Source organism: Archangium lipolyticum, assembly GCF_024623785.1.
GTDB classification, from domain to species: domain Bacteria; phylum Myxococcota; class Myxococcia; order Myxococcales; family Myxococcaceae; genus Archangium; species Archangium lipolyticum.
On sequence record NZ_JANKBZ010000012.1, the window covers coordinates 22,237 to 43,608 of the forward strand.

The 21,372-nt window shown below is 69.4% G+C and carries 20 protein-coding genes; 12 read left to right on the forward strand and 8 right to left on the reverse strand.

Going from position 1 to position 21,372, the window contains the following annotated elements; genetic code table 11:
• Positions 1-42: 42 nt before the first annotated feature.
• The 5 genes from NR810_RS24875 to NR810_RS24895 all read right to left on the reverse strand — a co-directional run bounded on the left by NR810_RS24875 (position 43) and on the right by NR810_RS24895 (position 3,200).
• A complete protein-coding gene (locus tag NR810_RS24875; RefSeq protein ID WP_257455902.1) occupies positions 43-624 on the reverse strand; it encodes a hypothetical protein in 582 nt (193 codons plus the stop codon).
• A 71-nt stretch (positions 625-695) separates the two neighbouring features.
• Positions 696-1,136: an OsmC family protein gene (locus NR810_RS24880; protein WP_257455903.1), complete on the reverse strand. Its 441-nt coding sequence runs from the start codon at positions 1,134-1,136 to the stop codon at positions 696-698.
• Between the two features lie 25 nt (positions 1,137-1,161).
• Positions 1,162-2,373 (reverse strand): deoxyhypusine synthase family protein, encoded by a 1,212-nt coding sequence (locus NR810_RS24885; protein ID WP_257455904.1) that lies wholly within the window; start codon positions 2,371-2,373, stop codon positions 1,162-1,164.
• Between the two features lie 44 nt (positions 2,374-2,417).
• On the reverse strand, positions 2,418-2,699 hold the full coding sequence (locus NR810_RS24890; RefSeq protein WP_257455905.1) for a hypothetical protein: 282 nt from the start codon (positions 2,697-2,699) through the stop codon (positions 2,418-2,420).
• 18 nt (positions 2,700-2,717) lie between these two features.
• Complete coding sequence (locus NR810_RS24895) at positions 2,718-3,200, reverse strand: RrF2 family transcriptional regulator (protein ID WP_257455906.1); 483 nt, start codon at positions 3,198-3,200, stop codon at positions 2,718-2,720.
• Positions 3,201-3,287: 87 nt separating this feature from the next.
• On the opposite strand from NR810_RS24895, the gene NR810_RS24900 reads away from it, so the two are divergent.
• The gene (locus NR810_RS24900; RefSeq protein WP_257455908.1) at positions 3,288-4,124 is read left to right on the forward strand and encodes a PHP domain-containing protein; all 837 of its coding nucleotides are present in this window, start codon (positions 3,288-3,290) and stop codon (positions 4,122-4,124) included.
• 89 nt (positions 4,125-4,213) lie between these two features.
• Positions 4,214-5,575 carry a cytochrome P450 gene (locus NR810_RS24905; RefSeq protein WP_257455909.1) on the forward strand — a complete coding sequence of 454 codons (1,362 nt, stop codon included), beginning with the start codon at positions 4,214-4,216 and terminating at the stop codon, positions 5,573-5,575.
• Between the two features lie 46 nt (positions 5,576-5,621).
• Here NR810_RS24905 and NR810_RS24910 read toward each other — a convergent pair whose 3' ends face one another.
• On the reverse strand, positions 5,622-7,202 hold the full coding sequence (locus NR810_RS24910; protein ID WP_257455911.1) for a methyl-accepting chemotaxis protein: 1,581 nt from the start codon (positions 7,200-7,202) through the stop codon (positions 5,622-5,624).
• Positions 7,203-7,439: 237 nt separating this feature from the next.
• Here NR810_RS24910 and NR810_RS24915 point away from each other — a divergent pair, with 237 nt between their 5' ends.
• From NR810_RS24915 to NR810_RS24955, 9 genes are all read left to right on the forward strand, one after another.
• A complete protein-coding gene (locus tag NR810_RS24915) occupies positions 7,440-7,817 on the forward strand; it encodes an NADH-quinone oxidoreductase subunit A (protein WP_257455912.1) in 378 nt (125 codons plus the stop codon).
• 9 nt (positions 7,818-7,826) lie between these two features.
• Entirely contained in the window at positions 7,827-8,384 is a 558-nt protein-coding gene (locus NR810_RS24920; protein WP_257455913.1) for an NADH-quinone oxidoreductase subunit B, read from the forward strand.
• Between the two features lie 194 nt (positions 8,385-8,578).
• Complete coding sequence (locus NR810_RS24925; RefSeq protein ID WP_257455914.1) at positions 8,579-9,811, forward strand: adenylate/guanylate cyclase domain-containing protein; 1,233 nt, start codon at positions 8,579-8,581, stop codon at positions 9,809-9,811.
• Between the two features lie 144 nt (positions 9,812-9,955).
• Positions 9,956-10,468 carry an NADH-quinone oxidoreductase subunit C gene (locus tag NR810_RS24930; protein ID WP_257456279.1) on the forward strand — a complete coding sequence of 171 codons (513 nt, stop codon included), beginning with the start codon at positions 9,956-9,958 and terminating at the stop codon, positions 10,466-10,468.
• A gap of 36 nt (positions 10,469-10,504) precedes the next feature.
• Positions 10,505-11,770 (forward strand): NADH dehydrogenase (quinone) subunit D, encoded by a 1,266-nt coding sequence (nuoD, locus tag NR810_RS24935; protein WP_257455915.1) that lies wholly within the window; start codon positions 10,505-10,507, stop codon positions 11,768-11,770.
• Positions 11,767-13,632: a 2Fe-2S iron-sulfur cluster-binding protein gene (locus tag NR810_RS24940; protein WP_257455917.1), complete on the forward strand. Its 1,866-nt coding sequence runs from the start codon at positions 11,767-11,769 to the stop codon at positions 13,630-13,632. Before nuoD ends, NR810_RS24940 begins: the two co-directional genes overlap by 4 nt.
• Before the next feature lie 2 nt (positions 13,633-13,634).
• Positions 13,635-15,131: a complex I subunit 1/NuoH family protein gene (locus NR810_RS24945; RefSeq protein WP_257455918.1), complete on the forward strand. Its 1,497-nt coding sequence runs from the start codon at positions 13,635-13,637 to the stop codon at positions 15,129-15,131.
• A gap of 22 nt (positions 15,132-15,153) precedes the next feature.
• Positions 15,154-15,912 (forward strand): NuoI/complex I 23 kDa subunit family protein, encoded by a 759-nt coding sequence (locus NR810_RS24950; RefSeq protein WP_257455919.1) that lies wholly within the window; start codon positions 15,154-15,156, stop codon positions 15,910-15,912.
• A gap of 158 nt (positions 15,913-16,070) precedes the next feature.
• Positions 16,071-16,430, forward strand: a complete 360-nt coding sequence (locus NR810_RS24955; RefSeq protein WP_257455920.1) for a (2Fe-2S) ferredoxin domain-containing protein — start codon at positions 16,071-16,073, stop codon at positions 16,428-16,430.
• Between the two features lie 94 nt (positions 16,431-16,524).
• Here the strand turns inward: NR810_RS24955 and NR810_RS24960 are convergent, their stop codons facing one another.
• Positions 16,525-19,098: an adenylate/guanylate cyclase domain-containing protein gene (locus NR810_RS24960; RefSeq protein ID WP_257455921.1), complete on the reverse strand. Its 2,574-nt coding sequence runs from the start codon at positions 19,096-19,098 to the stop codon at positions 16,525-16,527.
• A 94-nt stretch (positions 19,099-19,192) separates the two neighbouring features.
• Between NR810_RS24960 and NR810_RS24965 the strand changes: the two genes are divergently transcribed.
• Positions 19,193-20,071 (forward strand): hypothetical protein, encoded by an 879-nt coding sequence (locus NR810_RS24965; RefSeq protein ID WP_257455923.1) that lies wholly within the window; start codon positions 19,193-19,195, stop codon positions 20,069-20,071.
• Positions 20,072-20,074: 3 nt separating this feature from the next.
• Here NR810_RS24965 and NR810_RS24970 read toward each other — a convergent pair whose 3' ends face one another.
• Complete coding sequence (locus NR810_RS24970) at positions 20,075-21,313, reverse strand: hypothetical protein (protein ID WP_326522518.1); 1,239 nt, start codon at positions 21,311-21,313, stop codon at positions 20,075-20,077.
• Between the last annotated feature and the right edge of the window lie 59 nt (positions 21,314-21,372).

Below are 21,372 nucleotides of genomic sequence, written 5' to 3' on the forward strand. Positions count from 1 at the left end.
CACCTTATAGGCGCAACCCCCGCCGGAATCCCGCCCCCGCGACTACCCCCGCCCGTTGGAGTGCGCCGGAGTGAAGCGCACCACCGCGCGCTCTCCCGGTTCGAAGAAGGCCTCCTCCGAGGCCTGCTGCCGCAGCCGCTCCAACGTGCGCCGCTGCTGCTCCGTCCGCGCGATGAGCGCCGCGAAGTCGATGCGGGCCAGGCGCTCGTCCTTGCGCGCCAGCCGCCGTAGCGTCCGCCACATCGACAGCCGCCCCTCGGTCCCCAGGCACAGCCCTTCCAGCTCCACCAGCCGGCTCAGCGGCGAGTAGCCCGTGAGCCGTCCGTTGAGCTTCAGCCGTCCCAGCTTCTCGCCCACCCAGGCGAGGCCCTGCTTCAGCGTTTCACGCTCGATCCCCAGCGCCGACATCACGCTCAGGAGCGTGCCGCGATCCTCCCGCAGCTCTCCGATGAAGACATCCAGGTACTCGCCCACGGAGTTGCCCGGGTTCTCCGCCCGCGCGCGGCGTGCCAGCTCCAGGCCCATGACCGAGCCCGCCAGATGGTCGTTCAGGTAGATCTTCAACAGCGCCACGTTCACGCCGCCCTCCTCGTGCTCGCCCCCACCCTCAGGCAGGGTCGACATGCCCGGGCCACGACGCAGGAGGCCGTGCCCGGGTGTCTGGAGACCAGGCGGCGGAACGGGCGTTCCCCCGTCTATCGGGGCTCGTCCGGGTAGCGGAACGTCACCGGCAGCTTCACGTCCGGGTGGAGGCTGCGGGTGACGGGGCAGCCATGCGCCACCTCCTCCAGCCGGGCCCGGTGCGCGGCCGACAGACCCGCGGGCATGTCGATCTCCAGCACCAGCTCGCCGATGCGGCGCGGCGGAGGCGTCATCCGCTTCTCCACGCGGGCCTTCGCCTCGCCAAAGGGAATCCCCTCACGCGAGGCCGCCAGCGCCATGGTGGTCAGGGCGCAGGAGGCGAGCGCCGCGCCCACCAGGTCCGTGGGGGAGAAGGACATGCCGGTGCCACCATTGTCCTTGGGGGCCTCGGTGGCGATCTTCGTGCCGGACGGGCCGTGCTCGAGCCGGCAGGTGAAGCCGGGCGCGCTCACGACGTTCATCACGACGCCGGTGGGGGGAGTGGGCTGGCTCATGGTCGTGTCTCCTCGGGACGCGGCTTCAGCGGACGTAGGCGGTGTGCTCGTCCGGGTTGGGCTTCTCCTCGTCGGGGCTCCAGTCGATCGTCTTCATGAGCGACTTGCGGCGCTTCTGCACGTCCTTGTCGAGGAAGGTCACCGCCTCCTGCATGACATCCATCAGCCGGCGCGGCTTGCGCTTCATCTTCGTGTCGCTCAGCAGCGCGTGGGTGAGCCACGGGAAGACGGCGGTGACGTCGGTGTGCACGTACATGGAGCCGGCCTCCACGGCCTCCATGGACACCTTGCCCCAGGTGTGGCCCTCACCGGCCGGGCAGCTGGAGAGCGCGCCGTTGTCCACCGGGTCCACGCAGAACTGCACGTCGATGTCGAAGCCGTCGGTGGGCACGCCGAGGATCTGATCCAGCAGCGGCTCGCCCTGCAGCGTGTAGTTCTTGGGCACGCCACCGCCGAGGATCCAGATGGCCATCTTGTTGGAGAAGTGGTGGCGGCAGTAGTGCTGGATCGCCGACATCCAGTAGACGTCGTCGTTGATGTCGATCTCGAACTTGAACTCGGGCCCGAGCAGCCGCTTGAGCTTGACGGCGTTGAGGAAGATGGAGCCGTCCTGCACCGCGCCCACGAAGATGGGCACGCCGTGCTTGTAGCAGGTGGACAGCAGCGAGGGCTGCTTCACGCCGAGCTGCTTCTCGATGGCCTGGATGTTCTTGCCCAGCAGGTAGTGGAACTCGGGCGTGGTCATCTTCCGCTGGAACTCGGGGCGGCGCAGGAGCGCGGAGAAGAGCCGGTCGGTGTCGAGCAGCGCCTCCTCCCAGAAGCCCAGGTCGTAGATGCGGATGATGCGGGCCAGGCGGTACTGGAGGTCGCCCGCGTTGGGGTTCACCTCGCGGATGGCGTGGCCGATGATGCGGTGGGCGTCGTGGTAGAGGTTGGCGCCCGTGGTGGTGAGCGCGGAGATGACGCCCTTCTCGATGAGGGGGATGATGCAGCTCTGGTGCAGACCGGCCGGAGTCATGGCGCCCGAGAGCGTGAGGAAGATGGAGGCATCCACCTCCATGGAGCGGCGCATCAGCTCGAACGCGGTGCGCTCCTGACGTCCCACGTAGGCGGAGAAGGCGTGCTCCAGCAGCTCGGTGGGCGACTCCTTGCCGGTGATGGGACGCGGATCCGCCTTGCGCGCTCCCGAGTAGTGGGCGCGCAGGTTCTTCTTGCTGTTCGAGGGGGTCTTGGCCATGGCGGGCGATCTACCACCGCCCGCCCGCCGAGGGGAGCCCGGGTTTACTTGCGCTTCTTCCCCTTGCCGTTCCTGTCGTCCTCGTCACGCTCGGGCGAGGCGGGCTCGGGAGCGCCCAGCACGCGCTGGCGCACCTGCTCGGGCGGCAGGTGTCCGGTGTCCGCGACGACGCACGAGACGTACGCCAGGTCCGCCAGCGCCCGCATCGCCCGGGCGCGCACCGCCTCGTCCTCGGAGGACAGCAGCTCCGAGGCGGCGGAGATGTAGCTGCTCGCCAGCGAATCGAAGAGGTAGACGCGGTTCTCGATGGTGTCGTCCTTCGCCATGGCACTGCCCTCCTGCGCTCAGCGCGATTCCACGGGTGGACGCGCGGGGGCCTGGGGCGCCGGCTCGGGCACGCGCAGGTCGCTCATCGCCAGCCGGTCCAGGGTGGTGTGGCGGTAGACCTCGAGCATCCGCTGCTGGCCCAGCTTCCACACCCCGTACATGGTGCAGCTGCCGGTGGCCTTGCACGAGTCGTGGCTGCTGCCGTCCTGGCAGACGTTGACCACCACGGGGCCCTCCACGGCCTCGATGACGTCCAGGAAGGAGATCTCGCGCGCGGGCCGGGCGAGCGCATACCCTCCGTGTGCCCCTCGCGTGGAGCGAACCATGTTGCGCTCCACGAGCGTCTTGAGGATCTTCGCCAGGAAGTCCTCTGGTACATCCATCCGGCGGGCGATCTCCCGGAAGGGGACCGTGCGCTCCATCGGCTGCGAGGCCAGGAAGATCATGGCCCGCATGCCGTATTCGATCTTCCGGGAAATCTGGAATGGGTGCTGCTGCATTGCGGTCGCCGTCGATGAGTCCCAGGTTTATCCCACATCCTATGGGTCGTAAGCGGACCTTTCAACCCGAGCCTCCTGGAGTCAGCCGTGATCGATCTGCATTCCCACACCACCGCGAGTGATGGCCAACACTCGCCCGCCGAGCTGCTGGCCCTGGCGGCGAGCGCAGGGGTGACGGCCCTGGCGGTGACCGACCACGACACGGTGGCGGGGCTGGCGGAGGCGGAGGAGGCGGCGAGGGCGCACGGGGTGGAGCTGGTGCCGGGCATCGAGCTGTCGGCGTTCGTGCTGAAGCGGGAGGTGCACATCCTGGGACACTTCCTGCGACCGGACTTCCCGGAGCTGGCCAGCTACGCGGCGCGGCTGCGCAAGGAGCGCGAGCAGCGGATGGAGCGGATGGTGGAGCAGATGCGGCGGCTGGGCTTTCCGGTGCGGATGGAGGACGTCCGGGCGGTGTCGGGGAACGCGCAGCTGGGCAGGCCGCACCTGGCGCGGGTGCTGGTGGACCGGGGCTGGTGCCTGGACATGAAGGAGGCCTTCGACAGGTTCCTGGGCTCGGGCAGGGCGGCGTGGGTGGAGCGGTTCAAGCTCGAGGGCGAAGACGCCATCAAGCTCATCCACCGCGCGGGGGGCACGGCGACGGTGGCGCATCCGGGCAGCTCCAAGCTGGAGCGCCACGAAATCCGCATGCTGGCGAAGGCGGGACTGGACGGACTGGAGGCGCTGCACTCGGACCACAACCCGAGCGTGCAGGAGAAGTACCTGAAGTTCGCCAGGGAGTTCGACCTGGTGCCCACCGGGGGCAGCGACTTCCATGGTGAGCAGGTGACGCCAGGGAAACGCCCGGGTGACTCGACCACCCCGCCGGAGAACTTCGCGAAGCTGCGCGCACGGGCCGCGAGCCAGAACGCACGGCCAGTTTGAGCGGACGATTCCGGGTGTGAGGAGTTCTTACCACTTGGAAAGTGTACGCTTGACGGAAGAAAAGGCCCTCGTCCAGGATTCCGGTTTACATGGAAACCGCGACGAACCTGCTCTTCCGCCTGCCCCAGAAGGAGACACACCGGGACGGGATTCCCATCCTCCCCGGCGCGCTGCCCCTGGTGGGCCATACGCTGTTCAACATCGGCGACACCCTCACGTTCCTGCGCAACGCGGCGAAGAAGGCCGGCCCGCTGTTCTGGACACGAGGCATCGGCGACAGGCTGACGCTGGTCTGCATGGGCGAGCCCGGCTTCGAGCTGCTCAAGAACCGGGTGACCAGCAGCGAGTTCATCCGCGAGCAGTCGCCGGACTTCGTCGGTGACTCGCTCCTGTCACGCGATGGCGTGCCCCACCGCAACCTGCGCTCGGCCATGAGCGGGCCCTTCACGCCCCGGGGCCTGACGTCCAGTGGGGCCGCGGCCATCTCCGCCGAGGTCGTCGAGGCCTGCGTGGCCGCTCTGCCCACCCAGGGTGCCTTCTCCCTGCTGTCCCATACCCAGAGGCTCGCGCTCGACGTCATCTTCCGCGTCATGGGCATCGACCGGAGCGAGCTGGGGGCCTGGAACGAGAACTACCGCGAGTTCATCCTCGGGGCCCTGCCCTTCAAGATGGACCTGCCCTTCTCGCCGGCGAGGCGCGCCAGGAAGGGACGGATCTGGCTCGATTCCCGCTTCACCCGGCTGATCACCGCGGCGCGGGGCAGGCCGGACATGCCGGGCACGCTCTCGGCGCTGCTGGCGGCGCGTGATGAGGAAGGCAAGGCGCTCGGGGATGAGGATCTCGTCCAGAACCTGCGCCTGCTGGCGCTGGCGGGTCACGAGACGTCCGCGTCGGTGATGGCGTGGCTGGGCATCGTGCTCGCCCAGCGGCCCGACCTCTGGGAGAAGCTCCGGGAGGAGTCGGTGGCGGCGCCGGGCCTGCCCCGCTCGCCCGAGGATCTCAAGCGCCATCCCTTCGCGGAGGCGCTCTTCCGTGAGGTGCTGCGGCTGTATCCGCCCGTGTCGTTGACGGCGCGTCAGGCCACCGAGGATCTGGAGCTGTACGGCAAGCGGGTGCCCAAGGGCACGATGATCACCATCCCCATTGGCACCTACGGCTACGACCCGGCGATCTACCCCGAGCCGGAGCGGTTCGATCCCTCGCGCTGGCTGGGCAGGAGGTCGCCGCCGTCGACCATCGACATCGCGACGTTCGGAGGCGGCCCGCACTTCTGCCTGGGCTACCACCTGGCCTGGATGGAGGTGGTGCAGTTCGCCACGGCGTTCGCTCGCGAGATGGCGCGCCGGGGACTGAGGCCCCAGCTCGCTCCGGGAACGGCGCCTCCCAAGCTGCGCTACCTCCCCTTCGGTCAGCCGCCGAAGAAGACGCACATCGAGATGGTCCGGGCCTGACGGCCGTCGACCCTCACCCCGGCCCTCTCCCAAAGGGAGAGGGTGGTCAGCGGTCGCGCGCGACCTTGAACCTGGCGGTCAGCACCGTGAGGCTGTCCGCCACGTTCTGGAGATCCTGCGCGATGCGCGTGGTGCGGCCCGTGGCGTCCACGCCCTGCTTCACCAGCTCCGCCACGTTGCGCGCCCCCTGCACCGCCTGCTCGCTGGACTGACGCTGCTGCCGCGTCGCGATGGTGATCTGCCGCGCCGCCTCGCTCGTGCCGCGCGCCAGCTCGACGATTCGCTGGAACACCGCCGAGGCCTGCTCCGCCACCTCCACACCCCGGTCGCTCGTGGCCATGCCCACGCGCGCCTTGGTGGCCGCCTCGTTCCCCGAGTCCTGCACCTTCTCCACGATGCGCGCGATGTCCCGCGCCGAGGCCGACACGTTCTCCGCCAGCTTGCGCATCTCCGCCGCCACCAGCGAGAAGCCCCGCCCCACCTCGCCCGCCTTCGTTCCCTCCAGCGCCGCGTTCAGCGCCAGCAGGTCCGAGCGCTCCGCCACCTGATTGATGACCTGGGCGATCTTCGACACCTGTTGCAGATCCTGGTTCAGGCCCACGATGGCGTCCGCCACGCCCTTTGACTCCATGCGGATGTCGTTGATGCCCGCCACCACCTGCGCCACCACCGCCATCGCCTCGGCCACCGCCTCGTGCGTGCGTCGCGCGCTCGACTCCACCACCTCGGTGGAGCTGGAGATCTGTTCCGCCGTGCGGCTCAGCTCCTCGAAAGTCGCGGCGATCTGCTGCGCGTACGCCGCCTGCTGGCTGATGACGTGCTCCTGATCCGCCGACGCGCCCGTCAGCCCCCGCGAGGCACTGGAGAGCTGCTCGAGCCGCGCCAGCAGCTCCGTCACCGTGCCGCGCAGCGTACCCAGCATCTCGTTGAAGGAGTGCGCCATCAGCCGCACCTCGCCCGCCGAGGCCACGTCCACCTCGCTGAGCGACACGTCTCCCTGCGCCACCTCGTGTGCCGCCTGCGTCATGCGCGTCACCGGCTCGGCGATGGCCCGCCCGATGAAGAACGCGATGAACAGGCCCACCACCGAGGCTCCCAGGGACATGAAGAGGCTCGGCCAGCGCGTGGCGCCCGCCTCCGCCCTCATGCTGGCGGTGTCCATGCCCACCACGTAGGTGCGGCCTCCGGGCAGCGTGCAGTACGCCACCGGCTCACCCCGCAGCTTCATCGACTCGCAGCCCTGGCCCGCATTCAGTGCGCTCTTCAGCCCAGGCGGCATGGTGCCGCGCTCGGCCAACACCGTGCCATCGCTCGCCAGCAGCGCCTGGAAGGACACGGAGCCCGACTGCTCCACCCGGTCGAAGATGGGCTTGAGCAGCCTCACCTCCCGCGCATCCGTGCTCTGGGCAGCGGAAAGCACCGTCGACACGGGCGCCCCCTGCTCCAGCAGGAGCGCAATCCCCTCCGAGGCGAGCAGTCCCACGGCACTCGCCCGCGCCTCGAGTTTCCCCAGCCCGACTTCCTCCTGCTTCATCGGGAAGTAGACGCTGCTGAACAGGGCCAGGGCGAGGCTGGGAACCAGCACCGCGAACGCCACCTGCCAGCGCAAACTGAGCCGACCCCACATGCCCGGGCTCTCTCCTGTATCCGATCGGGAAGGCGCACCCGGTTGTCGCGGACGCGTCAGGATGCGACCCTAGGCGCCCGGTGCGCGGAGCGTCAAACCCCCGTCCTCCGGCCGCTCTCGGAGCGGCAGGCGGGGAGGCAGGCTCCTCCACCGGCTTTCCGCTGTCATGTCCAGGGGTTGGATCTCCGGGCTTCCCCATTGACACGGCCCCCTTGTGTCCCTAGGGTCCGCCGCGAAATGGATCCCACGACCAACCCCCTCGCCTCCTACCTGCCGCTGGCCATCGTGCTGCTGCTGGCGGGCGTGCTGGCGCTCGTCATCGTGCAGCTGGCCGCCATGCTAGGCCCCAGGCGTCCGAGCGCCATCAAGTCCACGGCCTTCGAGGCCGGTTCCGAGAGCAGCGGTCCCGCGCGCCAGCGCTTCGCGGTGAAGTTCTACGTGGTGGCCCTCCTCTTCATCGTGTTCGACGTCGAGGCGGTGTTCCTGTACCCCTGGGCGGTGAACTTCCAGGCACTCGGCTGGTTCGGCTACGTGGAGATGCTGGTTTTCGCGGCGACCCTCGTGGTGGGCCTTATCTATATCTGGAAGAAGGGTGCTCTCGAGTGGGAGCACTGAGAAACGACCATGGCTGAATCCGATATCGCCCCCGTACTGACCACCCGCCGCGACGACGCGATGGGCTTCTTCGAGCGGATGGTCTCCAAGGGCCTGGGTTGGGCGCGCAAGTACTCGCTCTTCACCTACCCGTTCGCCACCGCGTGCTGCGGCATGGAATTCATGTCCGTGTCCGCGGCCCGCCACGACATCGCCCGCTTCGGCGCCGAGTTCCCCCGGTTCTCGCCGCGGCAGGCGGACATGCTGATGGTCATCGGCACCATCAACCTCAAGCAGGCCCCCATCCTCAAGCGCGTGTACGAGCAGATGTGCGAGCCCAAGTGGGTCGTCGCCTTCGGCGTGTGCGCCTCGTCCGGTGGTTTCTACGACAACTACGCGGTGCTGCAGGGCATCGACCGCGTCATCCCGGTGGACGTCTACATCCCCGGCTGCCCGCCGCGCCCCGAGCAGGTGCTCGACGGCCTCAAGCTGCTGCAGGACAAGATCGGCAACCAGACGCACAAGGCCGGTCACCGTGGCCCGGCCCCGCACGATCTGGTGGCCAGCCAGTACAACCTCGCCAAGTAGGCAGCCGCGCACCGCTGGTGCCGGCCCCGGGCCCCGCGAACCTCCTCGGAGGTGGCGGGGCCCTCGCCTTTTCACCGGATGTGCACCCACCCGAGCGACGTGCGAGGATGCGCGCACACCCCCAACACGGCCGAGGCCGAGTGGACGAGTCCAGGCAGAGGCGCGCTTCGCTCCCAGAGTTCCTGCGGGAACCGGTGGGCAAGGCCATCGAGGCCGAACGGCGGCACAACGCCGTGCGTCTGGCGCTGGTGCGCCTGCTGGGTGTGTCCGCCATCCTGGTCATCTCCATCTATCAGGCGCGGGTGCAGGGCCTGGCGGACTGGGAGGTGTATCTCGCTCCCATGGCGGCCTACTGGCTGTGCACCGTGGCCACGCTGGTGGGCGTGCTGCGCTCGGCACACGTGGCGAGCTGGGCCGGGCTGTCCCTGGCGGTGGTGGATGCGCCGGCCATCTACTGGCTGCAGCACCTGGCCATCCCCGTCTCCCCTTCTCCCGGAGGCGTGGCCGGCTTCACCCTGGGTATCTACACCGCGCTCATCGTCATCTCGGCCCTGTCGCTGCGCCGCACGGTGACGTTCACCGTGACGGGCGTGGCGGCCCTGGCCGAATGGTTCCTGCAGGCCGAGGCCTCCATCGGCGTGGGCGCGCGCCTGGTGGGGGCAGTGGTGCTGATGATGACGGCGGGCGCCGCCAACTACCTCTTCCACCGCATCCGCATGCTCGTCTCCGAGCTGACACACGAGGAACTCCAACGCGCCCAGCTCGGCCGCTACTTCTCCCCTGCGGTGGCCGAGCGCCTGCAGGACCTGGCCTCGCCGGTGTCCACCCCCGAGCTGCGCGAGGTGACGATCCTCTTCGCGGACCTGCGGGACTTCACCGCGTTCAGCGAGCGGCTCTCCCCCGAATCCGTGGTGGCCGTCCTCAACGAGTACTACGGCCGCATGGTGGAGGTGGTGTTCCGCCACGGCGGCACGCTCGACAAGTTCATCGGAGACGCACTCATGGTGTACTTCGGCGCGCCCCTGCCCGAGCCGGAGCACGCCCGCCGGGCCGTGGAGTGCGCGCTGGAGATGATGCGCGAGCTGGAGGCGGTGAACGGCGAGCGGCTCGCCCGGGGAGAGCCCGGCCTGCGCATGGGGGTGGGCCTGCACACCGGCCGCGTGGTGCTCGGCAACATCGGCTCCACCGCCCGCCGCCTCGAGTACACCGCCATCGGCGACACGGTGAACCTGGCCAGCCGCATCGAGCAGCTCACCAAGCGGCTCGGGACGCCCGTGCTCGTCTCCCGCAGCACCCGGGATCAGGCCGGCGAGGACTTCCAGTGGCAGGAGCTTCCCCCCACCCCCGTGGCTGGCAAGCGCGAGCCCGTCTCCACCTTCAGCCCGCGGCCCTCCCCCGCTCGCGGAGGCTCCGGGGCGGCGGCCTGAAATGCCCGTTCCGACCCACCGGGGCTTCTGCCTCGCGTAAGTAGCGGGGATGGTTGAGGGATTACGTTGACGCCCCCCGGGGGTCATCCTTATAACGCGCCGGATTCCATAGCCAGCATTGGGGCCCCCTTGAGCACTTTCGCACTGGACAGGGTCACCGCCCAGTTCCCAGAGGCGGTGGCGGAGCGCTACCTCGACCGCACTGGCGGCGCCTGGGCCGTCATCCACGCCGAGCACCTGCCGAAGGTCGCCGCGTTCCTGAAGAACGACCTCGACTTCAAGCTCTTCACGTCGATCGACGCGGTGGACCGTCTCCACCTCGCGGAGAATGATCCGCGCTTCGAGGTCGTCTACTTCATCTACTCGCTGTCGCGTCACGAGCACGTGCGCCTGAAGGTGCGCGTGAGCGAGGCCAACCCGGAGCTGCCCTCCATCACGCCCATCTTCAAGGGCGCCAACTGGTGGGAGCGCTTCGTCTGGGACTTCTACGGCATCCGCTTCACGGGACACCCGGACCTGCGCCGCGTGTTGCTGTACGAGGAGTTCCAGGGCCACCCGCTCCGCAAGGACTACGCCCTGCGCGACCGTCAGCCGCTCATCCCCGAGCGGCCCATCAAGGACATCTTCCGCGGCCCCGGCACCAGCGGCGTCTCCTGATCGCCCGCCCTACCGGCAAGCCCCCCAGAGGACATCATGGCGGACACCCACAAGCCCGCGTCACCCCCTGCCCCTGAAGCACCCAACCCGGACATCGACGCCTACGCCCACGAGGCGGAGCTGGAGGCCCACCTCCAGACCAAGCGGATGTACGTGAACATGGGCCCCTCGCACCCCGCCATGCACGGCACGGTGCGCATGAAGGTGGAGCTCGAGGGCGAGAACATCGCCGAGTCCGATTGTGAGATCGGCTTCCTCCACCGCGGCTTCCAGAAGAGCTGCGAGAACGTCACCTGGACCCAGTGCCTGCCGTACACGGACCGGTTGAACTACGTGTCCGCGATGATGAACAACTTCGGCTTCCTCAATGCCGTAGAGAAACTCATCGGCCTGGAGATTCCGGAGCGCGCCCAGTACATCCGCGTCATCGGGTCCGAGCTGCACCGCATCCATGATCACCTGACGTGCGTGGGCGCCACGGGCATGGAGCTGGGCGGCTTCGCCCCGTTCCTCTTCGCCGTCGAGGCGCGCGAGCTCATCATGGACCGCGTCGCCGAGCTGACGGGCGCACGGCTCACCACCAACTTCGGCCGCATCGGCGGAATGAACCGCGATCTGCCCGAGGGGTGGATCGAGAAGGTCCACAAGACGCTGGACAAGGTCATGGAGCTGGTCGCGGAGATCGACGGGCTGCTCACGCGCAACCGCATCTTCGTGGACCGCACCAAGGACACGGGCGTCATCAGCGCCGAGGACGCCATCGACTACGGCTGGACGGGCCCCTGCCTGCGCGCCTGCGGCATCAACTACGACATCCGCAAGGCGAAGCCGTACTGGGTGTATGACCGCTTCGACTTCGACATCCCCATCGGTGAGAAGGGCGACAACTTCGATCGCTACCTGATGCGCATCGAGGAGATGAAGCAGTCGGAGCGGATCCTCCGCCAGGCGCTGAAGACGATCCCCGGTGGCCCCATCATCCTGGACGACTGGCGCATCGCGCTGCCGCCCAAGCCCGAGGTGTACGGCACCATCGAGGGCGTCATCTCGCACTTCAAGCTGGTGATGGAGGGCATCCAGGTGCCCGCCGGCGAGGTCTACGACGCCACCGAGGCCGCCAACGGCGAGCTGGGTTGGTACATGGTGAGCGACGGCGGCGGCCGGCCGTACAAGGTCCACGTGCGCGCCCCGGGCTACCCCATCCTGTCCGCCGTGCCCTACATCATCAAGGGCAAGATGCTGGCGGACCTCATTCCCACCTTTGACACGATCAACATGATCGGCGGCGAGGTCGAGCAGTGAGCGACAACGACACCAAGAAGCCCACCGGAGACTCGCAGACGCCCCCCAAGGGCGCGCCCTCCGAGACCCGCGAGGCGCCCGGCTCCACGCCGAAGCACCCGCCCGCGGGCGCGAAGCTGGACACGCCTCCGGCCGCGCACAGCGCCCCCACGGCGCCTCCGCCGCCCCCGGCTCCCAAGCCGGCCGGCCCTCCCCCGCCGAAGAACCCGGGGTTCGTCACCTGCACCATCGACGGCAAGGAAGTCGTGGTGAAGCCGGGGACGAACATGATCGAGGCGGCCCGCATGGTCGGCTCGGACATCCCCTACTTCTGCTACCACCCGCGCCTGTCCATCGCGGCCAACTGCCGCATGTGCATGGTGGAGGCCTCCAACGCCCCCAAGCTGGTGCCCGCCTGCCAGACGCCGCTCGCCGAGGGTCAGGTCATCAAGACCACCACCCCCAAGGTGAAGGAGCAGCAGCGTGCCGTCATGGAGTTCCTGCTCCTCAACCACCCGGTCGACTGCTCCATCTGCGACCAGGCCGGTGAGTGCAAGCTGCAGGACTACTACATGCGCTACGACTACCGCCCGTCGCGTCTCGAGGGCGGCAAGGCGCTGAAGAACAAGCGCAAGGTCCTGGGGCCCCGCGTGGTGCTGGACCAGGAGCGCTGCATCATCTGCAGCCGCTGCGTGCGCTTCATGAACGAGATTCCGAAGGAGCCGCAGCTCGGCATCTTCGGCCGTGGCAGCCACGAGGTCATCGACACCTTCCCGGGCAGCGAGCTCAACAGCAACTACTCGCTCAACACCGTGGACATCTGCCCCGTGGGCGCCCTGCTCAGCCGGGACTTCCGCTTCCGCGCTCGCTCGTGGTTCCTGTCCGCCGCTCCGTCCGTGTGCACCGGCTGCTCGCGCGGCTGCAACACCTACGCGGACTTCATGGGCCAGGACACCTACCGCTACCGCCCGCGCGAGAACGAGGCCGTCAACAAGAGCTGGATGTGCGACCACGGCCGCTCGACCTACAAGAACCTCAACACCAGCCGCGTGCTGAGCGCGGTGGTGGGCCGCCAGCAGGGCACCGGCACCGCCCGTCCGGAGGTCGCGCGCAAGGAGGCCATCAAGGCCGCCGCCAAGGCGCTCGCCGACGTGAAGGGCAAGGTCGCAGTGCTCGCCTCGCCCGTCGCCTCCAACGAGGACCTGCTCGCCTCGCTCACCTTCGCCAAGGTGTCGCTGGGCGCCAAGGAAGTGTTCGTCGGTGGCCGCCCGCAGGGTGAGGCCGACCACTACCTCCTCACGGCGGACCGCAACCCCAACCGCAAGGGCCTGGAGCTGATCGCCCAGGGCCTGGGGCTGGCGGTCAAGCCGTTCGACGAGCTGGTGAAGGGCATCGACGCGGGCCGGGTGAGGTCGCTCTACGCCGTGGGCACCGAGGTGCCGGTGGGCGAGGAGGCCTTCGCGCAGGCCGCGGCGAAGCTGGACGTCTTCGTGGCGCAGGCGATGAACGAGTCGCCCGTGACCGCGCAGGCCACCGTGCTGCTGCCGGCCGCCGTGCACGTGGAGCACGACGGTACCTTCGTGCAGGTGGACGGCCTCATCCAGCGCTTCCGCAAGGCCTACCCCTCCAAGGGTGACGCCGCGGCGCACTGGGCGCTGGCGGCGGAGCTCACCCGAGAGATGGGTGGCACCGCGGCCTGGACGTCCTCGCGCGACGTGTTCCGCGAGCTGGGCAAGCAGGTCTCCGAGTTCGCCTCCTTCGACTGGGACAAGGCCTCGCCGCCTGACCGGGAGAAGCCGGGCATCAATCCGCTGCCGACCGCCGCCGACGGCAGGCCTCCTGGGTATCGTGAGTTCGGCGCTCCCAGGGTCCGGGGTCTCTGACAATGAAGCGCGTCACTACCATCCTCTTCTGGTTTGGCGTCATGTTCGGCGCCTTCGCCGTGCACATGCTCCTGGCCTACGTGCTGGGCGGCGTGGTCGAGGGCGTCTTCCCGGGCGCCAGCCGGCTCACCAACATGCTCATCCTGATGCTGGCCTTCGTCATGGGCACGGCATCCCTGCTCACGGTGGCCGAGCGCAAGTGGAGCTCGCTGATGCAGAACCGCATCGGCCCCAACCGCGCGCGCATCAACCTCCCGGGCTTGAAGGACAAGGCGCTGGTCGGCATCCCGCACTTCCTGGCCGACGGCGCGAAGATGCTCTTCAAGGAGGACTTCATCCCGGCCACGGCCAACAAGCTCCTCTACAACCTGGGGCCCATGCTGGCCTTCGCGCCCGTGTTCGCCCTGTTCGCGGTGGTGCCCGCCGGCCCCACGGTGAAGGTGTTCGACCGCACCGTCGACATGGTGGTGGCCACCCCGGACTTCGGCCTGCTCTACGTGTTCGCCATCGCCTCGCTGGCGGTGTACGGCACGTCCCTGGCCGGCTGGTCCTCCAACAACAAGTTCGCCCTGCTCGGTGGCGTCCGCGCCGCCTCGCAGATGATCTCCTATGAGGTGGCGCTCGGCCTGTCGCTGGTGGGCCTGATGATGGCCTTCTCCACGGTGCAGCTGCCCGTCTTCGTGGGCAACGTCGCCAATGAGCTGGGCTCGGGTGCCGCCGCCAGCGGCCAGGCCGCCTACCTGTGGCGCTTCACTCCCGAGGGCTCCGCCTTCGACTTCGGCATCCCCGCGTGGGGCTTCCTGCTGCAGCCGCTGGGCTTCTTCCTCTTCTTCGCCGCCGCCTTCGCGGAGACCAAGCGCGCCCCCTTCGACACGCCCGAGGGTGAGTCGGAGATCATCGGTTACTTCGTCGAGTACTCGGGCATGAAGTTCGGCATGTTCATGATCTCCGAGTTCGTGGAGATCGTGGTCCTGTCCGGCCTCATCGTCGTCCTCTTCTTCGGCGGCTACCACCTGCCCTTCGGTGGCGAGTGGCTGTCCAACCTGGCGGTGATGAAGGAGTACGGGTGGCTGTACGGCGCCGTGCTCGGCACCGTGTTCTGGGCGAAGGTGATGTTCTTCGTGTGGCTGCAGCTGGCCATCCGCTGGACGTTCCTGCGCTTCCGCTACGACCAGATCCAGACCCTGGGCTGGAAGATCCTCCTGCCCGCGGGCCTCATCAACGTGTTCGCCACGGGCGCGCTCGTGCTGTGGGATCCCTCCCTGCGGGCCCTGGCCCTCTTCGGCATCCTGCAGATCGGCGTCCTGGTGGCCCTGACGATGTCCTCCGCCAAGAAGGAAGAGGGCACCGAGGGCCATGGTCACGGCGGACACGGGGCCCACGGACACGGTCACGACGACGCTCATGGCCACGGCCTGCCCGCCCACGCGCATGCCGCCCATGCCGCGGACTCCCATCCTGCCGGTGCGCACTCCGGTGCCACCGCGGCCTCGCACTAGTTCGAGCTGAGAGAAAGACACCATGGCTTACAAGGCAACCCAGGATCCCCGCACCGACATCCGCGAGCGGTCCTACCTGCCCGAGCTGATCCGCGGTCTGGCCATCACCACCCGGCACTTCCTGCGCAACCTCTTCGGGACGCGGGAGGTGGGCACCCCGTTCGAGGATCGCAAGAGCACCAGCCTCATCACCACGGTGCAGTACCCCGAGGAGAAGATGCCGTACCCCGACGGGTACCGCGGTCTCCACCGGCTGGTACCGCGCGATGACGGCAAGCCGCGCTGCGTGGCGTGCTACATGTGCGCCACCATCTGCCCGGCCCAGTGCATCTACATCGAGGCCGGTGAGTACGAGGTGGACTCGGCCGACGCGAGCTCGCGCGTCATCGAGAAGTACCCGACCCAGTTCGTCATCGACGAGCTGCGCTGCATCGTGTGCGGCCTGTGCGTGGACGCGTGCCCCAAGGACGCCATCCGCATGGACACGTACACGCACACTCCGGCGGAGTACAACCGGCAGGCCTTCGTCTACGACATCCCCAAGCTGCTCAAGGGCCCGGCCGTCTCCCACCCGTCCGATCCGTGGAACAAGCGCACGAGCTCGGCCCGCCCGGAGCACACGCACAAGGAAGCCCACACCCGCATCGGCGAGGGCCACGAGGAGCACCACGGCCACGCGCAGCTCCCCGCGGGCCACGGCCACGGCGAGCACGCCGCCCCGGGCGGCCGCACCGTCGTCTCCAACGACGGCCCGGTGCCCGTGACGAAGTTCCTCAAGTAGCACCCCCGGCGGTTCCCGCCGGCTCCGGCCCGCCCTCCCCGCTCCCCGCGGTGGACGGCGGGCCGGTGTCGTTTCGGGCGGGCGTGCGAGGGAGCGTATCCTCCGGGTCGACGCGGCTCTTTCCAGTACCTCGCGAAGTCCCGTAGGGTGGGCGGTGCATGAAGCGCTACCGCCTCTCCGTGTGCAAGGGCTCGAGCTGCAAGGCCGGCGGATCCGATGCCGTGGCCGCGGCCGCCCGCGACGAGCTGTCCACACGGCGCCTGCAGGTGCGCTGCGAGCTGTACCGCGGTGGCTGCTACGGCTTCTGCCACATGGGGCCCAACGTCGTCATCCGCGAGGAGACAGGGCGCAAACGCGATCCGCTCTCCCCCGAGGACTACCAGCTCATGGGTTGGGAGGGCGAGGCGTACTACTCGCACATGACGCCGGAGAAGATGCGGCGCGTGGTGGCCGAGCACATCGAGCAGGACAAGCCCGTCGTCGAGCTCTTCGGCCACCCGGACGAAGCCGACGACTGAGCTCCGCGCGGTTGCCAGCCTCCCGGGCGCGCGCCGGACGAACTGGTCCGATGGTCGGACCAGTTGGCGAAGAGCGCGCCCGGCGGATCCCCTCTCAGTTCCCCTCGAGCGCGAACACGCCGTCCCAGTCTTCTGGCGGTGCCGCCTGGGTGAACTTGCGGCAGCGCTCGGCGTACAGCCCCGCCACCGTGTCCTGGAACTCCTCCGCGCCCCGAGAGAAGAGCGCCAGCGCCTCGTCGAAGCGCCGCTGGTGGTACGCGATGAGCGCCTGCTCGTAGAGCGCGAGCTGCGCCTGCACCTGGGGGTTGATCTCCCCCTTGCGGCCCACCAGCTCGTGGATGCGGAGCGGCTCGGTACGGCCCTTCATGCGGAGCCGGTCCACCTCGCGGAAGACGTAGGCGTCCTGCGCGAGCCGCGCCACCGCGTCCCCCACCAGCACGAAGGAGCCGTACTCGCGATTGAGGCTCTCCAGGAACATGGACAGCTTCACGGACCCGCCCAGGACGGAGTACCGGGCCTCGAGGTCGCTTCCCATGCCGCCCACCAGCACCTCGCCGCTGTCGATGCCGATGCGGCACCTCAGCGAGTGGCCATACGTCTTCTCCCAGTACGCCTGGCGCTCCTTCAGCACCGCGTTCACCTTCAGCGCCGCCTCGCAGGCGTGGTGCGCGTGGCGATCCGTGCGCACCGGCGCGCCCCAGAAGGCCATCACCGCGTCACCGATGTACTTGTCCACCTGGCCGTGCGTGGAGCGCACCACGTCCGTCATCTCCGTCAGGTAGTCGTTGAGCAGCTGGATGATCCGCTCGGGAGGCAGCTGCCCGGACAGGCGCGAGAAGCCATCCAGGTCGCAGAAGAAGACCGTCACCTCGCGGCGCTCGGGCCGCGTCAGCACCCGCAGGTCGCGCGTGACGAACCGCGCCACCTCGGGGCTGACGTACCTGCCGAGCACGCCGGTGATGAATTGGCGCAGCTGCCGCTCGGTGCGCGAGGACTGGACGATGGTGAAGGCGAAGGTGAGCGCCATGGCCAGCAGCGGGGCCGCCATCGCCACCCAGAGCAACCGGGTGACGAACACGTACCAGGCCACCCCGGCGTAGAGCAGCCCCACCGCGCCCATGGCGAACAGGTACACCATCACGTCGCCGAAGGAGCGCAGGCCTCGGTTGAAGGTGAGCGCGACGAAGGCTCCGATGAGCGCCAGCCCCAGCGTCAGGAGGAGGTCCAGCTTCGGCGTGGCGCGGGTGATGCCCTCGGATTGCAGCAGGTTCACCAGCGACTGGGCGAACACCGCTCCCGAGGGCGTGCGCTCGCCGATGGGCGTGTGCTGGAAGTTCATCCCCTGGCGCGTGGTGTCGGTGAAGACGATGAGCCGCCCCTCGATGTCGTGCACCGCCCGGGGTGGCACGCCCTCACGCACGGCGAAGAGGTTGAGCAACACGTTCCACGCGGGCAGCGCCCGGGACACCGAGCCGCGCGAGCCCCGCCCCACCTCGGCCGCGTCCCAACGCACCAGGCTGTACCCCGACTCATCCATGGGGATGGAGAACCGGTCTCCCACGTACAGCCGGCCGTCCGCGTAGCGGAGCTGGCGCGTGTTCGCCAGGCGCATCGCCGCCACCAGCGGCATCGAGGGCAGAACGTGCCGGGCCCCCTCACGAGAGCGGTAGCTCACCAGGTGCGGCACGGCCCGCACCACCCCGTCCGGATCCGCCGGCAGGGTGATGGAGCCGTAGAGACTCGCCGTGCCCAGCAGCGGCGCCACGGGGTGCTCCAGCTGACGCACCTCCGGCAGCAGCGCGGCGTCCAGCCCCTCCACCTGGACCTCCGCCAGGGACACGAAGAGCTCGAGTGGACCCACACGGAACGTGTCGTCCGTGGCCCTCCGCTCCTGAACCTTCGGTGGTTCGCGGAGGCCCTGCGCCAGGACCACCCGCAGGCCCTCCTGCTCGCTGGCCACGCCCGCCCACACCTCCACCGCGTTGCCCGCCGGGATGAGGAACGCCGGCCGCTGGTCCGCCAGCACCGCCTGCACCCGGCCCCGTGCCTCGGCCGCACCGGCGAAGGTGCCGAGCCGCACACGGTACGGCCACAGCTTGCTGCCCGCGGGAATCTCCCGGTCCGGAGACCACGCGAAGGCCAGCACCGACTTCTCCGGGTTGCGGTCCAACAGCTTGCGGAAGGCGCGATCGTCGTCCAGTCCCTCCAGCCCGGGCGTGCCCTGCGCCAGGCAGGCGCGCGGGCTGAGCTCCGTGAAGGGGAAGTCGAGCATCACCAGCTCGGCGCCCTCGTCGAGGAGCCGGTTGGATAGACCCCCGAGGATCTCCCGGGGCCACGGGTTGGAGGAGATGCCGGGGTGCTGATCCTGGCGGGCCTCGGCGAGCGTCTCGTCATCGAGCGCCACCACCACCACGCGATCCGAGCGCGAGGAGCGCGCGCCGAGCGAGCGGGCGCGCCAGTCGTAGGTGCCGCTTTCCCAGGACTCCACCCAGGCCGAGGGGCGGGCGAGCAGCGCGATGGGCGTGGCCTCCTCGGCGAGCCGCGAACGGGGGACCCGGTAGTAGACGAGCACCCCGAGAATGGCGCCGAAGAGCGTGGCCTGCAGCAGTGAGATGCCGAGCCGCTGCAGGAAGCGGAGACCGGCCGAGTAGATGGGAAGGCTTCGCACGGGAGCGGCCACCATAGCGCGATCCGCCCACGCGCCCAGCCCTCCCCTCGCCCTGCTATGCTCGTCCGCAGGGCCGTCCTTCCGGAATGGTGCAATGAAACGCCTCGTCTTGTCCGCTGCCGCCACTGCTCTCCTGCTCTCCCCCCTTGCCTGCGACCTGGGCAAGACGGGCAATCAAATCCTCGCCGAGAACGTGATGGTGGGGACCCTCTTCTCCACGCCGGACGTGAACGTCTCTGCGGCCGCCATGGCCGGGTACGACGCTGGCACGCTGCCCGACGGCGGCATCCCCGAAGGGGAGCGCATCACCATCCCAGGCCAGACGGCCGCCCTCGTCTTCTTCGGCACGCGCAACGGCGAGCAGGGCACCCCGCAGCCCCTGGCCAACGCCACCGTCCGGCTCGAGCCCCAGAATGGCAGTCCGCTGACCCTCGACAACAAGGGCGCGGGCACCTACGGCCAGACGAGTGACGTCCTCGGAGATGGCGGCATCAAGTACCAGTCCGGTGCCACCTACCGCTTCGTCGCCACGCAGGGCGGCAACTCGTACGTGGGCGTGGTGGAGGAGGCGCCGGCCCTGGAGCGCATCGCGAGGCTCCACCCGCCCGAGGGCTTCATCTCGCACACGGCCAACCAGGGCCTCACGTTGCAGCGGCCGCCGGTGGCCGGCAACCAGGCGCGTACGCTGGGCTTCGTCACCGTCGTCCCGCTGGGCGACAATGGCGAGAAGGGCCAGCCCACCTACACCAACGTGCCCAAGGAGCCGCTGGACTTCCTCGAGATCGTCCTGGCGCCCGTGGAGTGGCAGAAGGAATCCATCGTCATCCCGGGCAGCGCCTTCCCCAACCCGGAAAGCAACTACCTCGTCGTCTTCCAGACGGTGAAGACCGGCGGCCCCGAGTCGGAGAACCTCTTCGTCGGCAGCGCGCTGCTGGTGGGCACCGCCGACCTCGGCATGGTGCACACGAAGTAGCGCTCACCCCGCTTCCACCTCGAGCTCGAGCCTGCCCTCGAGCTTGAGGCGCAGCAGGTGCCCCGCGAAGCGCTCGGACTCCTCGCGGGTGAGGACGTTGCGGAACCCCGGGCCCTCGGCCACCTCCACCTCCAGCACCGGCCCTCGCTGGAGGAGGCGGAAGAAGTCCTCGCCCCCCTCGGGGCGCGGCACGAAGACGGGCAGGAAGCCCTTCACGGGCAGCACCTCTCCCGGCGCGCGCACCCGGGCCATCAAGGCCGGGGCCTCCGGGCGCACCTCGTCCGGCGCGACGCCCTCCTCCGCGTACAGCGGCGCCGGTGGCAGCGACACGTCCTCGGTCGAGTCGTCGAAGAGGAAGCCGTGGCGCGAGGCGAGCCGGCCAGCGAAGAGGAACAGCAGGAGCACCGGCTCATCGCCCCCCACGCGCTCCAGGTGGAGGATGGCGCGCGTGGCCCCCACCTTGCGCAGCAGCAATCGGAGATGGGGAGGCGCCGCGGCCAGGTAACGCCGCACCCTGTCCTGTAGGGTGGCGCGAATCTCCTCGAAAGCGGCCTGGTACCGCGCCTCGCTCTCGGCCTCGTCCTTCGCGAGCGCCTCGCGTGCCCGCGCCAGCTTCTCCTCGGCCTGGCGCAGGAAGTCCCGCATGGGCCCCTGCCCGGAGACGAGCGCCGGCTCCGCGGGGACCGGCCCTTCCGAAGCCGCCCGCTCCTCGCTCGCCGCGCGCACCGCCCCCACCAGGAAGGAGCCCTGCTGCTCCAGCCGCTCGCGCTCCTCCCGGAAGCGCAGCCGCGCCGCGCCGTGCGCCAGCCGCAGCTCGAGCCACGCGTCGTAGCCGACCTCCAGCGTCTCCACGCTCCGCACCCGGGCCAGGGCCCCACGCGTCACGGACTCGGCGGCGGCACCGGGCGAAGCGGGCTCCGGGGGCGCTTCCTTCTTCGTGGCGGTGCCCACCACGGGAGTGTCGCGCGGCGTATCCCGGCGCAAGAGCGCGGGGACCCGCCAGGGAGGAGCCACGGTGGGAAGCGCTCGCGAGCTCTCACGCCCCACCCGCCTCGATGGACCGGGCGACTCCTCCACGACGGGCACGTCACGCGGAGTGTCGCGCCGCGCTGGCGAGTCCCTCCGCCCCGGCGCGGCACGTCCCCGGGCCGGTGACTCCGCCTTCCCCTCCGCACCGGAAGGGCCCTTCCGCGTCGTCCGGCTACCGCCCCTGGCCGGCTTGCGCTCCTTCCTCGATGTCACGCCACGCGCTCCTGCATGTCCGGGAGTCTACCGCCCCGAAAATCGAAGGGGCGACCCGG